Below are 15,152 nucleotides of genomic sequence, written 5' to 3' on the forward strand. Positions count from 1 at the left end.
CGCCGTCAATTGGCGAGTTGACTGGACATTCTCTATCCCTGTGGGGTCAGAGGGTCAACCGAACAGAAACGCGCAGATGGGCAATATTACAATCGCCCAGCAGGCTATGGCTTAGAATACCTTGCAACGGCCCGACGCGGCTAAACCTACCTATTCCATGCAGGTTTTCGTTTATCGAAGAAGGCCCTGATTCCCTCTTGCGCCTCGTCGGTTTCCCAACGCGTTACCAACTGTCGAATGGTGTGGTCGATCACAGCATCGTCAATGCGTGGTCCCAACGATTGGATCAATTGCTTTGCCGAAGAAACAGCGCCTGGCGCGCAGGACAGATAGGGACGCACTTCGGCCTCGACCGCCTCTGCCAAGGCATCAGCGGGCACCGCGCGCGCCAACAAGCCCAGCTCGACAGCCTCTGCTGCATCAAAGAGACGTGCGGACATGAAGACCCGCCGCGACCTTGCCTCACCCATACGAGCAATAACATAGGGGCCAATCGTGGCCGGGATCAGGCCAAGTCGCGTTTCGGTCAGGCCCATCTTCAGGCTATCCACCCCGATCGCCACATCACAGACCGAGGCCATTCCCACTCCACCACCAAACGCATTGCCCTGCAATGCGCCAATCAGAGGCTTGGGCAGCGTATTCAGGGCATTCAGCATCTCGGCCAGCTTGCGCGCCTCGGTGAAGCGCGTATCGGGATCGGCGGCCATCTGCGCCTGCATCCAACCCAGATCACCCCCGGCGCAAAAGCTTTTGCCTGACGCGGCCAGAATCACCACCCGGACAGCTTCATCACTGGCCAGTTGCCCGGCGGCTTGTGTCAGTTCAGCAATCATCTGCGCCGACAGCGCATTGTGCTTCTCTGGTCGATCCAGCGTTAACGTGGCTACGCCGCGACCATCTGTCTTTAAAGTTATCGTTTCGTACATTTCTATTCCGCTCGCATAGCCCGCGCCATGTCTGCAGCTTCTTCCAGCACAGACGCGTCCAACCCGGTTTCATATCCCAACCGTTCCAGATGCGCGGCCACCGCTTCGGTTGCCACATTACCCGCTGCACCTGGCGCATAGGGGCAACCCCCAAGCCCGCCCACGGCGGCATCAAACACCCGTACGCCCAGCGCCAGCGAGGCATCGATATTATCGATCGCCCGCCCGTTGGTGTCATGGAAATGGCCCGCAAGCCGGGTGACCGGGACCCGTTCGCGCACGGCCAACAGCATATGCGCGATCTTGTCCGGAGTCCCCTGCCCAATCGTATCGCCCAGCGAAATCTCGTAGCAGCCATGCGCGAACAATGCGTCCGCCACCTCGGCCACCTTTTCGGGCGGGGTCGGGCCGTCATAGGGGCAATCAGTCACGCAGGACACATAACCACGCACGGGCAAATCGATATGCCGCGCGGCCTCAAGGATCGGCACGAACCGTTCGATGGATTCGGCGATGGTCGCGTTAATATTTGCCTTCGAAAATCCTTCGGAGGCCGAGGCAAACACTGCAATCTCATCCGCCTTGGCCGCCAACGCGTCCTCATACCCACGCATGTTCGGCGTCAGAGCCGCATAACGAACGCCTTCTGCCCGCTTGATCCCGGCCAAAACCTCACCGCTGCCTGCCATTTGCGGCACCCATCTCGGTGAGACAAAGCTTGCAACCTCAATCCGGTTGAACCCGCCACGGCTGAGGCAATCGATCAAGGCGACTTTCTCGGCCACCGGGATCTCGCGCTGTTCGTTCTGCAGGCCATCCCGCGGACCGACCTCGAAAATCTCGACCCGTTCTTTCATCAGCGCATCCCTTCCCGGTTTCTTATCGTTTCAATTACGGATGGCCCGACTGTGCCACGCAATCCACAGGCCGAACAGATCAATCCTCGGCCAACCGAACCAGCGCTGCCCCGGCCTCGACCTGTGCTCCCGCTTCGGCCAGCACTTCTGCGACCACGCCATCGCGGGCGGCCAACAGTGAATGCTCCATCTTCATCGCTTCCAGAATGGCCAGCCGGTCGCCTTCTTTTACCGCCTGCCCCGCTGAGGCAAAGACGGCTTTGACCAGACCTGGCATCGGCGCCTCGATCACATTGGTGTCACCCGCCGCGCTTGCGTCGCGGTCCAGAGGGTCAACAACCTCAAACGCCTGCCCATAGTCGTCGAATACAGTGACCTGGGACCCAGCCATGACAACATTGGGCATGGGTGTCCCATTGATGGTCCAGCCAGCGCCACGGCGCTGCGCGATTAGCTGCGCGCCTTCGATCTCCCAAATCTGCCGATCTGTACCTTCGACCTGGACATCCAGATCAACAACCTCTCCATCGCGCAGCAATTGCACAGCGCGATGTAACGGCGCCCATAGCGTAAAGCCCGTTTCTGAGGCCGTCTCGGCCAGACCCAACGCCGTCATCGCTGCAGCCACAGCTGATGCGTTGCTTGCACCAGCTTCGTGCACCAGATCGTCAAGATCCCGTCCGATCAGCCCGGTATCCACGTCGCCCGACGCAAACCCGCTGTGCCGCGTCAGAGCACCAAGGAAGGCGAGGTTTGTGACAGTCCCGGCGACCTCGGTCTGGCGCAGGACGCGGTGCAGGCTTTCCAAAGCAACCGCACGCGTCGGGCCATGCACCACGACCTTGGCGATCATGGGATCGTACCAAGGGCTGATCGTATCTCCGGCCCGGACGCCACTATCGGCACGACACTCTTGCGGAAACTGCAGATGGGTCAGCGTACCCGTCGCAGGCAAAAAACCCTTGGGTACATCTTCGGCATAAAGCCGCGCCTCGAATGAATGTCCGTTGATCGACAAATCACCCTGCTGTTTCGGCAGGCTTTCGCCCGTTGCTACGCGCAACTGCCATTCGACCAGATCGACATCCGTAATTGCCTCGGTCACCGGATGTTCGACTTGCAGGCGCGTGTTCATCTCCATGAACCAGAACCGATCGGGCCGCAGCCCGTCCGAGGCATCGACGATGAACTCGACCGTTCCTGCGCCCTTGTATCCAATCGCTTCTGCCGCGCGCACGCCCGCCTGCCCCATGGCATCGCGCATTTCAACGGTCATGCCTGGGGCCGGAGCCTCTTCGATCACCTTCTGGTGCCGCCGCTGCAACGAGCAGTCCCGTTCAAACAGATGCACCGCATGGGTGCCATCGCCGAAGACCTGCACTTCAATATGGCGGGGTTTGGCGACAAATTTCTCGACCAGCACAGCATCATTGCCAAAGGCCGTCTTGGCCTCACCACGCGCGCTGTCCAAAGCAGCCGAGAATTCCTCGGGCTTCTCAACCAACCGCATCCCCTTGCCGCCGCCACCTGCAACGGCCTTGATCAGAACAGGATAACCAATGGTATCCGCCGCGCCTGCCAGGTGTTCGGGGTCTTGATTGTCGCCATGATAACCGGGCACAACCGGAACGCCTGCATTCTCCATCAACACCTTGGCCGCGTCCTTAAGGCCCATCTTTCGGATTGCGTCCGCCGATGGGCCGATGAAGGTCAGGCCTGCTGCCTCAACCGCATCCACGAAGTCTGGATTTTCGGACAGAAAGCCATAGCCCGGATGGATCGCCTGCGCGCCTGTATCCAGCGCCACCTGAATGATCACATCACCTTTCAGATAGCTCTCAGCCGGGGCCGCGCCGCCGATATGAACAGCCTCATCGGCTATTTGCACATGCTTGGCCGAGGCATCGGCATCCGAATAAACTGCCACGCAGGATACGCCCATCTTCTGAGCAGTTTCCATCACACGGCAAGCAATCTCGCCTCGGTTGGCAATCAGGATTTTGTTGAACATAACTTACCCCTCAGCCGCCAGATCTTCGACAAGGCGAAACCGTTCGCACAGCAACCCCATCTCAGGGTCAAACCCGCCATTTCGTTTAAAATACCGGCGATGATCCTCGCGCCAGCCCTCAAGCGTTTCATTCTCACCCTCGGCCAACGCGAAGTCTTCGGTCACATCGCAATAACGGCAGATCGATACCTCGACCGTTTCGATCACCAAGGCCGGGCGATCATCCCATTCCAGCGCAATATCCTGCCGCCCAACAATGGGGGTATCAGCACTGCCTTCAGGGTAGTCTCTCAACGCACCACAGGTTGCCGTTTTTCGGCCTGATCGCACCAACGCCAGCAACTCAGCACTCAGCGATGCGTTATCACCAAACTTGAAAGTCTGGGCACCCGGATAGCGGGCCATGACGTCATTCAATGAAACGCTCATCTTACATCCTGAACACGCCGAAACGTGTCTCCTCAATCGGGGCGTTCAGCGCAGCACTCAGCGACAAGGCCAACACGTCGCGGCTTTTGCGCGGATCGATGATGCCGTCATCCCACAGGCGGGCCGAAGCATATAACGGGTGGGATTGTTCCTCGAACATGTCCAGCGTAGGACGTTTGAACTCGGCTTCCTCTTCAGCCGACCACGTGCCGCCCTGCCGTTCGATTCCATCGCGTTTGACGGTTGCCAGGACACCTGCAGCCTGCTCGCCCCCCATCACAGAAATGCGCGAATTCGGCCAGGTCCACAGGAACCGAGGCTGATAGGCGCGTCCTGCCATGCCATAGTTTCCAGCCCCGAACGAGCCGCCAACCAGCATGGTGATCTTCGGAACGCTCGTCGTCGCCACCGCCGTCACCATCTTGGCCCCGTGCCGCGCGATGCCTTCGTTCTCGTATTTTCGACCAACCATGAAGCCGGTGATGTTCTGCAGGAAGACCAGTGGTGTTTTGCGCTGCGAACACAGCTCGACAAAATGCGCGCCCTTCTGCGCAGCCTCCGAGAACAACACGCCATTGTTGGCGATGATCCCAACCGGGCAGCCTTTGACGTGGGCGAAACCGGTCACCAGCGTCTCACCAAAACGCGGCTTGAACTCATCAAACCGAGAGCCATCGACCAGACGCGCAATCACCTCCCGAATGTCATAGGGGGTTCTCAGATCAGCAGGGACAACGCCAAGTACCTCTTCTGGGTCGTAATCTGGCTCCTCGGATGCTTCAAACTGTAGGCCGGGCTTCAGCCCGGCACCGCCTAACGACCCCACCGCGCGACGGGCCAAGGCCAGTGCATGCGCATCATCCTCGGCCAAATAGTCCGCCACACCCGACAGGCGGGTATGCACATCGCCGCCGCCCAAATCCTCGGCGCTGACGACCTCTCCTGTCGCTGCCTTGACCAGAGGCGGCCCGGCCAGAAAGATTGTCCCCTGCTCTTTCACGATGATCGTCACATCAGACATCGCAGGCACATACGCCCCGCCCGCCGTGCACGACCCCATGACAACCGCGATTTGAGGGATGCCCTTCGCGCTCATCCTCGCCTGATTATAGAAAATGCGGCCAAAGTGATCGCGGTCGGGAAAGACCTCATCCTGATTGGGCAGGTTCGCACCGCCGCTATCGACCAGATAGATGCAGGGCAGATGGTTTTCCTCGGCGATCTCCTGCGCCCGAAGATGTTTCTTGACGGTCATTGGATAATATGTGCCGCCCTTCACGGTGGCATCGTTGCACACCACCATGACCTCGCGCCCCTGCACCCTGCCAATCCCGGCGATCACCCCGGCACAAGGCGCGGCGTCCCCGTACATCCCATGCGCCGCCGTCGCGCCGATTTCAAGAAACGGAGAGCCCGGATCAAGCAGGTTCGCTACCCGACGTCTGGGCAGCATCTTGCCCCGTGATTCATGCCGCGCGCGGGATTTCTCACCGCCACCCATGCGGGCGGCTTCGGCGGCCTCAGAGATATGTGCCAGCGCATCCAGATGTGCAGCTCGGTTCGCCTTGAACCCCTCGGAGGTTGGTATGGCTTTGGATTTTAGTTTCATTCCATCTTCCCCAAGTCGCGCAATTCCACAGCGCGTTCAGCAGTTTCGGTCAGCAAGCAATTTGCGGCTACAATCGAGCGTATCGTTCCACCAGACCATATGCCGTAGGCCAGAGCGCATTCAGCGTCCCGAAACCCGATCCATGCGCGCTGAGCATCTCGCAACTGGTCCGAAAGTTCGGGACTTTGTTCAGCCAGTTCCGCTCTACGCAGTTTATACTGTTCGTTCAGAAATGAATCCCAAACTTGGGTTTCGGCTTGAATACACTCGGTGACGCCAATGGTTGTTTCATTTCCCGGTATCGTTTGGCAGGTATTGGCAGCTGCGCCGAGACATGAGGACAAGCTATCGCCCTGCTGCGACTGGGAAAAACACTGTTGAATGTACGACTGGTCTACCCAAGCGCCCTGAGCGGAAACAAGCGATGGAACCAGTATCGCAGCAACTGCAATTCGCATCATGTAATTGCCTCCCCTGCAGCCCGCGCCTTCAGTTCCTTCCGGATCACCTTCCCCGTCACCGTCATCGGCAACTCGTCCAGAAACGCCACCTCGCGCGGATAGGAGTACTGAGCCAGACGGTCCTTGACCCAATCCTGCAACTCCTGCTCCGCAGCCTCAGCGCCCGGTTTCAACACCACATAGGCCTTCACGATCTCGGTCCGCAGCGGATCAGGCTTACCGACCACGCCCACGGTTGCCACTGCCGGATGGGTCAGCAGGCAATCCTCGATCTCAGCGGGTCCGATGCGGTATCCGGCCGACGTGATCACGTCATCATCGCGACCGACAAAGCGCAGATAGTCGCCCTCCCACACGCCACGGTCTCCGGTGATCAGCCAGCCACCCCGGAATTTCTCAGCGGTCGCATCGGGCCGGTTCCAGTATTCCAGCATCATCGAGGCCGAGCCACGCCGGATAGCGACGTCGCCCTCTTCTTTGGTTGGCCGGCCGTCGCCATCAATCACCGCAACTTCATGCCCGGGCACCGGCTTGCCGATACAGCCGGGGTGCACCGGGAAATCCTCAGCGCAGGAGGACACGACCATATTGCATTCGGTCTGGCCGTAAAATTCGTTGATCGTCAGGCCAAACGCCTTTTTACCCCAGGCCAACATCTCGGCCCCCAGAGGCTCCCCTCCGGACGCGACCGAGCGCAAACCGGGGATCGTCTGGTCCGCAGCTTTCAACATGCGAAGGGCGGTCGGCGGGAAGAACACATTCCGTACCCCGCCACGCATGACGAGATCAGTGCAGGCCTCGGGAGTGAACTTATCCAACCTCGCCGCAACGACCGGTACACCCAGCGCTAGACCGGGCATCAGCACATCGAACAGACCGCCGATCCAAGCCCAGTCTGCCGGTGTCCACAGACAATCCCCCTGACGCAGATGATTGTGGCTGATCGATACGCCCGGCAGGTGACCCGTCAGCACCCGGTGCCCGTGCAGTGCCCCCTTTGGGCTACCGGTGGTGCCTGAGGTGTAGATCAATACTGCAGGGTCCTCGGGTCTGGTGTCGGCAAACGGGACAGGTGGTCCCTCTTGCCCGATCTGATCGGCAAGAACTGGTTTGGCCAGATCACCAACAAGCGCGGCCCCTTCGGGATCTGTCAGAACAATTTCTAAGCCCGCGTCGCCGACACGCGATGATAGCGCATCGTGTTTGAACAACTTGAACAGGGGTACCGAAATCGCTCCAATTTTCCAGATCGCCAAATGTGCCGCCGCACACCAAGGCGACTGGCTCAGCAACACGCCCACTCGGTCGCCGGGTCGGACGTCGTTGATCAGAGCACGCGCAATACCATCTACCATTTCACCCAAATCGCCGAACGTAACTTCACGCGGATCAGAGGCCGTCAGGTCCAGTATCGCAACCTGTTCTGTCGGCTGAAAAAGGCACTGTCGCGCCATATTCAATCGATCCGGTATGGCCCAGCTTTGATCACTGCGCAGACCCGGTATGACCCTAGCAGGAGACACTCAGATTCTCCCTTATTTTACTGACAGTTGATCCATGCTTCATCGGCGCAATTTCAATGCGAAATTGATGCAGATCAGAGTTTGGCGGCATCGGGCCATCCACAAGGTCCATATAGACGCAACTAAAGGCATGAATATGACAAAGAAACTCGCCGCTTTGACCCTTTCCACCGCGCTTGTCGCGCTGGCTGCTCCGGTGTTCGCCCAATCTCAGGGAGATTGGACTGTTGGTGTAGGTGTCGGTTATCTGGATCCCAAATCCGACAACGGCTCGCTCGCTGGGTTTGACGCCGACGTTGACTCGGACACGCGCCCCATCTTCACCGTCGAGTACTTCGTTCAGGACAACCTCGGGATCGAACTGTTGGCCTCGACCCCCTACAAACATGACGTCACTCTTGGTGGCAGCGTTGATGCCGGAAGCGTCAAACACCTGCCGCCCACCCTTTCGCTGAACTATCATTTCCCGACCAATAGCGCATGGAAACCCTATGTCGGAGCGGGTCTGAACTACACCATCTTCTTCGAAGAGGACTCGCCCCTGGGCGATTTGGACCTGGACAATTCCTTCGGCGTCTCGCTGCAGGCCGGTCTGGACTACATGGTCACCGACAAAGGCGCTGTGCGTCTGAACGTGCGTTGGTTCGACATCGACTCGGACGTCACTTTGGACGGCAACGACATCGGCAAAGCCGAAATCGACCCGTTCCTGATTGGCCTGTCCTACGTCCATACGTTCTGATCCAATCACCAAAGCCCCGGAGTTCGTAAAACTGCGGGGCCTTCCCTCACAGCATTTCGTTCATCATCTCACGGCCGATCAGCATCCGACGGATTTCGCTGGTACCGGCACCGATTTCCATCAGCTTGGCATCGCGGAATATCCGACTGACCGGCGCATCTGAAAGGAAACCGGCCCCGCCCAGCGCTTGCACCGCTTGATGCGCCTGCACCATCGCCTGTTCCGAGGCATATAGGCAGCACGCTGCCGCATCCTGTCGGGTCACATCTCCCCGATCACAGGCCTTAGCGACTTCGTAGACATAAGCCCGCGCCGAATTCATCGCGGTGTACATATCTGCGATCTTACCCTGCATCAGTTGGAAGCTGCCGATCGGCTTGCCGAACTGTTTGCGCTCGGCCAGATAGGGCATGACCTCGTCCAGACAGGCCGCCATGATACCTGTCCCGATCCCAGCCAGCACAACGCGTTCGTAATCCAGACCGGACATCAGAACGGCAACGCCCCTGCCCTCTTCACCCAGAACATTCTCGAACGGCACTTCGACATCATCAAAAATCAGCTCAGCCGTGTTTGAACCACGCATCCCCAGCTTGTCGAAATGAGGCGAGGTCGAAAATCCCTTCATCTCTTTCTCGATCAAAAAGGCCGTGATCCCTTTCGATCCGGCCTCGGGGTCCGTCTTGGCATAAACGACCAGAGTATCCGCGTCCGGCCCATTGGTGATCCAATATTTGCTGCCATTCAGACGATAGTGATCATTCCGCTTTTCCGCTCGCAGCTTCATCGACACCACATCCGACCCAGCTGACGGTTCAGACATGGCCAGCGCGCCCACATGATCGCCCGAAATCAGGCGCGGCAGATATTTCCGTTTCTGCTCATCCGTCCCATTCAGCTTGATCTGGTTCACGCACAGATTCGAATGTGCCCCATATGACAACGAGACTGAGGCCGAGGCGCGCGCCACCTCTTCCACTGCAATGGTATGCGCCAGATACGACATTCCCGCCCCACCATACTCTTCTGGCACTGTGACGCCCAGCAGGCCAAGGTCGCCCATCTCTTTCCACAGTTCATTCGGAAAGGCGTTCGAGGCATCAATCTCGGCCGCCATCGGCTTGACCCGTTCCTGCGCCCAACGGTGGACCATCTCACGCAGGGCGTTCACGTCCTCGCCCAGATCGAATTGCATTGTGGCCATAAACATGCAGGGCTCCTCCGATTGCATTAATGAACAAGTGTTCAATAATCAAATAGCAGCGATTCCCCCTTCGGTCAACGACGACGCGCAGGCCAACGCAAAACGCCGCCCGGCAAGGGACGGCGTATTCAAATAAATCGAGCGTGCGCTGAAAGCGCACTCCGCTGGATTACGACTGATAGACCGCGCTGACCTCAGCCCGGATAATGCGCGCGATTTGGCTACAATCCTCTAGCGAGAAGGTCAGCGGAACGCGCATATCCATGATCCCGGCCAATATCCGATCACTGACCGGAATAGGGGTACTATCGGCATAGCGCCAACTGTCATAGCGTGAGGTAAAGCCCGACGGCTCGGCCCCTCCGAACCACTTCAGTTCAACCCCGCGCGCGGCGCAGCGCTGGATGACCTCGGCAATACGCTCGGGCGTCCAGTCCAGCAACAGGAATTGGATCGACGAACCGACATAGGTCTCAGCATCGGGCCGCTCTACGATTTTCAAACCGGGTGTTCCCCGCAGACCATGCTCGATTTCATCATATCGTTCATTCCAGCGCTGCACCTGCCGGTCCAGATCGCGCAACTGCGGACGTAAGATCGCCGCACGCAAATTGTCCATCCGGCCCGAGACATTGGGGGTGGTGTATTTGATCTGCTCGAAAACCTCCGGCCCGGGCGCTGCCAGATGGCGTTCATAAAGCATGTAAGACCCGGACAACATCGTAGCCTTGGCGGCCAGTTCCGGATCATCCGTGATCAGCAACCCGCCCTCGCCCGAATTGACATGTTTATAGGTCTGGCACGAGTAACACCCGATGGCCCCCTGCCGCCCAGACAACTGCCCGCGCCACGCGGCACCCATAGTATGCGCGCAATCTTCGATCACGATCACACCCGCAGCATCACACATCTGCATCAGACGATCCATATCGCATAGATGCCCTCGCATGTGGCTCAGCATCAACACCTTCGCCTGATCCAGCTTGGCCTCAAGATCATCCAGATCGATGGTCAGGGCTTCCGTCACACCAACAAAGACCGGCTTTGCGCCTACCGAGGCAATCGCCCCCGGCACCGGGGCCAGAGTGAATGCGTTGGTCAGAACCGGATCGCCCGGCTTTACGCCAACTGCCCGCAACGCTGTGGCCAGAGCGTAGCCTCCCGATGAGACCGCCAGACAGTATTTCGCCCCCATCTGGGCGGCGAATTCCTGTTCCAACAGCGCAGTTTCGCTCAACTCGCCAGGTGCAACGTTGTAACGATGCAACCGACCATGGCGCAGGACGGCCACGGCAGCCTCGATGGCGTCTTCGGGGATGGGCTCTTGCTGGGTGAAATTACCCGTGAATGTCTCGTTCATAGTTCTGTTTTGGTGCTGTGTGTGTGGCAGGTCAAGGGATCACGCGGCCGCTCCGATCAAATCGGAGACCAGTTTCGGTAAATCATCAAAATGATGCAGCAACGCCTCGGGCTCCAGCGCGGCCATTTCATCGCCTGACGGGCCGAAAGTCACCAGAACCGAAGGCACGCCTGCAGCCCGCGCCGTGTTCCGGTCGGTATCCGAGTCGCCGATCAGCACGCAATGATCGGGATGCCCCCCGGCGCGGCGCGCTGCTTCACGCAAAGGCTCAGGATCAGGCTTGCGCACCGGCAACGTATCGGCCCCTACCAGCGAAGCGAAACGATCGCGCGCGCCCATCCGGGACAGCAGCAGATCAGCAAGGCCTTCTGGCTTGTTGGTGCAGATACCCACGCCATAACCAGCGCACTTCAGGGCTTCGACAGCTTCAAGCGCACCGGGATAGAAATAGGTATGCGTATCGATCGCTTGCCCATAGACGTCCAGAAAGACCGGATAATAGGCTTCGACGACGTCCGCGTCATAGGCGCCGACCCGCTTCAATCCATGGGACAACATCAAGCGTGCACCGCGTACCGAAACCGCCGCATCAAGCTCGGGCATCAGTACATCCCCATGACCCATCTCGCGAAAACAGTGGTTTGCAGCGGCCAGTAAATCACCGGATGTATCCGCCAAAGTTCCATCCAGATCAAAGATTACCGTACGCATGTTTATCTCCTGAACCGGCGGGTTTCCGCCATGTCGTGTTGCAAACGGCAATCTTCTTTGATGGCTGAACCGCTTGCGCCTTTGCCCACAGCGGATAAAACGGGCGGCGACAAAACAAAAGAGAAAACGATTTCATGAGCACTGCCCTTGTCATTCTTGCCGCCGGAAAAGGCACAAGGATGAACTCTGATATTCCCAAAGTCCTGCATCCGATTGCCCAGGTGCCGATGCTGGTTCATGCCATGCGTGCCGGTGCTGTCCTGTCTCCCGAGCGCACCGTGATTGTTACCGGCCACGGCGCGGAAGCCGTTGCACGCGTCGCTGAAGCCGAAGATGAAAACGCCAGCATTGCGGTGCAGGAAGAGCAGCTTGGCACCGCCCATGCAGTTGCGCAGGCGCGTGCAGCGCTGGATGGTTTTCAGGGGGATGTGGTTGTCCTCTATGGCGATACCCCGTTTCTGCAGCCCGACACTCTCCAGCAAATGATTGAAGCGCGCACAAAAAACGATCTGGTCATTCTTGGATTCGAAGCTGCAGATCCCGCCCGCTATGGTCGCTTGGTCATGGATGGTGACTCGCTCGAGCGGATTGTTGAATTCAAGGATGCCACTGACGAACAACGCGCCATAACCTTCTGTAACTCAGGCCTTTTGGCGTGTGACGCTGAAACCCTTTTCTCACTGATCGATGCGGTTGGAAACGACAATACCTCGGGTGAATATTATTTGACCGACGTCGTTGAGATAGCCCGCGACAAGGGTCTGAACGTAACTGCCGTGGCCTGCGATGAAGCGCAGACATTGGGTGTGAACTCCCGCGCGGATCTGGCGGCAGCGGATGCAGTGTTCCAAGAACAGGCGCGCTCCGAACTGCTTGATCTGGGGGTCACTTTGATGGCACCTGATACGGTGTATCTGGCAGCAGATACCGTGATTGGTCGCGACACTGTCATTGAACCAAATGTGGTTTTTGGCCCCGGTGTAACCGTGGAAAGCGGCGCAACGATCCGGGCGTTTTCGCATCTCGAAGGCTGCCATGTCAGCCGAGGTTCCGTGGTCGGACCTTATACCCGCCTACGCCCGGGTGCAGAGCTGGCTGAAAACACGAAAATCGGCAACTTTGTTGAGATCAAGAACGCCGAGATCGCAGAAGGCGCAAAGGTGAATCACCTCAGCTATATCGGCGACGCTTCGGTTGGGGCGGCTACAAATATCGGTGCTGGAACCATCACCTGCAACTATGACGGCGTGATGAAGCACAAAACGACCATCGGGGAAAACGTGTTCATCGGATCGAACACGATGCTGGTGGCCCCGGTCACTCTGGGTGACGGCGCGATGACTGCCACGGGGACCGTAGTGACCAAGGATGTTGAGCCAGACGCATTGGCGGTGGCGCGTGCCAAGCAAGAGAATAAGCCCGGCTACGCGCGCAAATTGTTTGAAATGTTGAAGGCGAAGAAGGCTCGCCGCGACAAAGGAGCCTGAATTATGTGTGGAATTGTTGGTGTTCTGGGCAGCCACGAAGCCGCCCCTATTCTGGTCGAAGCACTGAAGCGACTTGAGTATCGCGGCTATGACAGTGCTGGTATCGCTACAGTTAATGATGGCGCGCTTGGGCGTCGTCGGGCTGTCGGCAAGCTGGTGAACCTGAGCGACCTTTTGGTGCATGAGCCATTGGCCGGGAAATCCGGCATCGGTCATACCCGCTGGGCGACCCATGGGGCGCCATCAGTGAACAACGCGCATCCGCATAGGGCGGGACCTGTCGCTGTTGTGCACAATGGTATCGTTGAAAACTATCGCGAACTGCGGGCTGAGTTGGCCGAACATGGTGTTGACTTCGTCACGGACACTGACACCGAGACCGTTGCCTTGATGACAGAGCGGTACATGTCCCAAGGACAATCGCCGATTGACGCTGCGTTCAATACCATCGACCGGCTCAAAGGCGCATTCGCGCTCGCCTTCCTATTCGACGGGCAAGAAGATCTGATCGTCGCTGCGCGTAAGGGCTCGCCTCTGGCGATAGGTCATGGCGATGGTGAGATGTTTGTCGGCTCGGACGCTATCGCATTGGCCCCGCTGACCGATCGCATCACCTATCTTGAAGAAGGCGATCGGGCGGTACTGACCCGCACTTCGCTGGAGATTCGAACCGAAACCGGTGAGCTTGCCAACCGCGAAGTCCGGCAAATTCAAATCGATCAGACCCGTGCCGACAAAGGCGGTCACAAGCACTATATGGCCAAGGAAATTGCCGAGCAGCCTGTTGTGGTGGCCGAAGCCATCCGCTCGTATCTTCCGACCGGAGGCGATCATGTGGTGTTGCCCGGTGACGATCTGGATTTCACCAAGCTGGACCGTCTGACCATGGTGGCCTGCGGTACTGCATTCTATGCCTGCCTGACGGCGAAATACTGGTTCGAACAACTGGCCAAGATACCAGTTGAAGTCGATATCGCCAGCGAGTTCCGCTATCGCGAGCCTCCGATCTCGGACCGGACGCTTGCGCTGTTTGTCAGCCAGTCAGGCGAAACCGCCGACACGCTTGCTGCCCTGCGCTATTGCGAAGGTAAGGCAGACAAGATCGTCTCGGTCGTCAATGTCGCCGAAAGCTCGATTGCGCGCGAAAGCGATATGGCGTTACCAATCCATGCGGGTGTTGAGATCGGTGTTGCCTCGACCAAGGCGTTCACCTGTCAGCTTAGCGTGTTGCTGATGCTTGCCCTCAAAGCCGCTGCAGATCGAGGCACGCTGAACGACGAAGAGATCGCCGATCACGCGGCCGCCCTTCGCGGCTTGCCGACAGTTCTGAATGCAGCGCTGGATCAGAACGACGCTATTCGCCAATCTGCCCAACGTCTGTCCGAGGCGCGCGATGTGCTGTTCCTGGGCCGTGGCCTCATGTACCCTCTGGCCATGGAAGGTGCGTTGAAGCTCAAGGAAATTAGCTACATCCACGCCGAAGGTTACGCTTCGGGCGAGTTGAAACACGGCCCCATCGCCCTGATCGACAAGCATATGCCGGTTGTTGTCATGGCCCCGCGCGACGCAGTTTTCGACAAGACAGTTTCGAACATGCAGGAGGTGATGGCGCGTAAGGGCAAGGTTATCCTTGTCTCGGATGATGATGGTATCGCAGAGGCTGAAGATGGGGTTTGGAGTACGATCCGTATGCCACATGTGCACACCAGCCTTGCCCCGATCCTCTATTCGGTGCCCGCGCAACTGCTGGCCTACCACACGGCGGTGGCTAAAGGTACGGATGTGGATCAGCCGCGCAATCTGGCAAAATCCGTCACGGTCGAGTGACG

Annotated in this window: 13 protein-coding genes; 3 read left to right on the forward strand and 10 right to left on the reverse strand. The window is 58.5% G+C overall.

Annotated features, from left to right (window positions below):
* Positions 1-146 precede the first annotated feature (146 nt).
* The 7 genes from ACR3EJ_RS16850 to ACR3EJ_RS16880 all read right to left on the reverse strand — a co-directional run bounded on the left by ACR3EJ_RS16850 (position 147) and on the right by ACR3EJ_RS16880 (position 7,819).
* Complete coding sequence (locus tag ACR3EJ_RS16850) at positions 147-929, reverse strand: crotonase/enoyl-CoA hydratase family protein (protein ID WP_170543418.1); 783 nt, start codon at positions 927-929, stop codon at positions 147-149.
* 2 nt (positions 930-931) lie between these two features.
* Positions 932-1,786, reverse strand: a complete 855-nt coding sequence (locus ACR3EJ_RS16855) for a hydroxymethylglutaryl-CoA lyase (RefSeq protein ID WP_170543416.1) — start codon at positions 1,784-1,786, stop codon at positions 932-934.
* A 79-nt stretch (positions 1,787-1,865) separates the two neighbouring features.
* Positions 1,866-3,797: an acetyl-CoA carboxylase biotin carboxylase subunit gene (locus tag ACR3EJ_RS16860; RefSeq protein ID WP_170543414.1), complete on the reverse strand. Its 1,932-nt coding sequence runs from the start codon at positions 3,795-3,797 to the stop codon at positions 1,866-1,868.
* 3 nt (positions 3,798-3,800) lie between these two features.
* Complete coding sequence (locus tag ACR3EJ_RS16865; protein WP_170543412.1) at positions 3,801-4,226, reverse strand: ASCH domain-containing protein; 426 nt, start codon at positions 4,224-4,226, stop codon at positions 3,801-3,803.
* 1 nt (position 4,227) lies between these two features.
* Positions 4,228-5,835 (reverse strand): carboxyl transferase domain-containing protein, encoded by a 1,608-nt coding sequence (locus ACR3EJ_RS16870; RefSeq protein WP_170543410.1) that lies wholly within the window; start codon positions 5,833-5,835, stop codon positions 4,228-4,230.
* On the reverse strand, positions 5,832-6,296 hold the full coding sequence (locus ACR3EJ_RS16875) for a lysozyme inhibitor LprI family protein (protein WP_170543408.1): 465 nt from the start codon (positions 6,294-6,296) through the stop codon (positions 5,832-5,834). Before ACR3EJ_RS16875 ends, ACR3EJ_RS16870 begins: the two co-directional genes overlap by 4 nt.
* Positions 6,293-7,819 carry an AMP-binding protein gene (locus ACR3EJ_RS16880; RefSeq protein ID WP_170543406.1) on the reverse strand — a complete coding sequence of 509 codons (1,527 nt, stop codon included), beginning with the start codon at positions 7,817-7,819 and terminating at the stop codon, positions 6,293-6,295. Before ACR3EJ_RS16880 ends, ACR3EJ_RS16875 begins: the two co-directional genes overlap by 4 nt.
* Before the next feature lie 136 nt (positions 7,820-7,955).
* Between ACR3EJ_RS16880 and ACR3EJ_RS16885 the strand changes: the two genes are divergently transcribed.
* Positions 7,956-8,561 (forward strand): OmpW family outer membrane protein, encoded by a 606-nt coding sequence (locus ACR3EJ_RS16885; RefSeq protein ID WP_170543404.1) that lies wholly within the window; start codon positions 7,956-7,958, stop codon positions 8,559-8,561.
* A gap of 46 nt (positions 8,562-8,607) precedes the next feature.
* Here the strand turns inward: ACR3EJ_RS16885 and ACR3EJ_RS16890 are convergent, their stop codons facing one another.
* From ACR3EJ_RS16890 to ACR3EJ_RS16900, 3 genes are all read right to left on the reverse strand, one after another.
* Positions 8,608-9,771 carry an isovaleryl-CoA dehydrogenase gene (locus tag ACR3EJ_RS16890; RefSeq protein ID WP_170543402.1) on the reverse strand — a complete coding sequence of 388 codons (1,164 nt, stop codon included), beginning with the start codon at positions 9,769-9,771 and terminating at the stop codon, positions 8,608-8,610.
* Between the two features lie 163 nt (positions 9,772-9,934).
* The gene (locus ACR3EJ_RS16895; protein ID WP_170543400.1) at positions 9,935-11,125 is read right to left on the reverse strand and encodes an aminotransferase class I/II-fold pyridoxal phosphate-dependent enzyme; all 1,191 of its coding nucleotides are present in this window, start codon (positions 11,123-11,125) and stop codon (positions 9,935-9,937) included.
* Positions 11,126-11,164: 39 nt separating this feature from the next.
* Positions 11,165-11,836, reverse strand: coding sequence for an HAD-IA family hydrolase (locus ACR3EJ_RS16900; RefSeq protein WP_170543398.1), 672 nt, complete (start codon positions 11,834-11,836; stop codon positions 11,165-11,167).
* Positions 11,837-11,970: 134 nt separating this feature from the next.
* On the opposite strand from ACR3EJ_RS16900, the gene glmU reads away from it, so the two are divergent.
* On the forward strand, positions 11,971-13,323 hold the full coding sequence (gene glmU / locus ACR3EJ_RS16905; RefSeq protein WP_170543396.1) for a bifunctional UDP-N-acetylglucosamine diphosphorylase/glucosamine-1-phosphate N-acetyltransferase GlmU: 1,353 nt from the start codon (positions 11,971-11,973) through the stop codon (positions 13,321-13,323).
* Between the two features lie 3 nt (positions 13,324-13,326).
* Entirely contained in the window at positions 13,327-15,150 is a 1,824-nt protein-coding gene (gene glmS / locus ACR3EJ_RS16910) for a glutamine--fructose-6-phosphate transaminase (isomerizing) (RefSeq protein WP_170543394.1), read from the forward strand.
* Positions 15,151-15,152: the final 2 nt, after the last annotated feature.

Source organism: Ruegeria sp. AB11 (genome assembly GCF_056536325.1).

Bases quoted from the DNA above. Each gene is read 5' to 3' on its own strand.
- ACR3EJ_RS16895 (WP_170543400.1), bottom strand. From the start codon at position 11,125: ATGAACGAGACATTCACGGGTAATTTCACCCAGCAAGAGCCCATCCCC.
- glmS (WP_170543394.1), top strand. From the start codon at position 13,327: ATGTGTGGAATTGTTGGTGTTCTGGGCAGCCACGAAGCCGCCCCTATT.
- ACR3EJ_RS16860 (WP_170543414.1), bottom strand. From the start codon at position 3,797: ATGTTCAACAAAATCCTGATTGCCAACCGAGGCGAGATTGCTTGCCGT.
- ACR3EJ_RS16875 (WP_170543408.1), bottom strand. From the start codon at position 6,296: ATGATGCGAATTGCAGTTGCTGCGATACTGGTTCCATCGCTTGTTTCC.
- ACR3EJ_RS16885 (WP_170543404.1), top strand. From the start codon at position 7,956: ATGACAAAGAAACTCGCCGCTTTGACCCTTTCCACCGCGCTTGTCGCG.
- ACR3EJ_RS16850 (WP_170543418.1), bottom strand. From the start codon at position 929: ATGTACGAAACGATAACTTTAAAGACAGATGGTCGCGGCGTAGCCACG.
- glmU (WP_170543396.1), top strand. From the start codon at position 11,971: ATGAGCACTGCCCTTGTCATTCTTGCCGCCGGAAAAGGCACAAGGATG.
- ACR3EJ_RS16900 (WP_170543398.1), bottom strand. From the start codon at position 11,836: ATGCGTACGGTAATCTTTGATCTGGATGGAACTTTGGCGGATACATCC.
- ACR3EJ_RS16890 (WP_170543402.1), bottom strand. From the start codon at position 9,771: ATGTTTATGGCCACAATGCAATTCGATCTGGGCGAGGACGTGAACGCC.
- ACR3EJ_RS16870 (WP_170543410.1), bottom strand. From the start codon at position 5,835: ATGAAACTAAAATCCAAAGCCATACCAACCTCCGAGGGGTTCAAGGCG.
- ACR3EJ_RS16865 (WP_170543412.1), bottom strand. From the start codon at position 4,226: ATGAGCGTTTCATTGAATGACGTCATGGCCCGCTATCCGGGTGCCCAG.
- ACR3EJ_RS16855 (WP_170543416.1), bottom strand. From the start codon at position 1,786: ATGAAAGAACGGGTCGAGATTTTCGAGGTCGGTCCGCGGGATGGCCTG.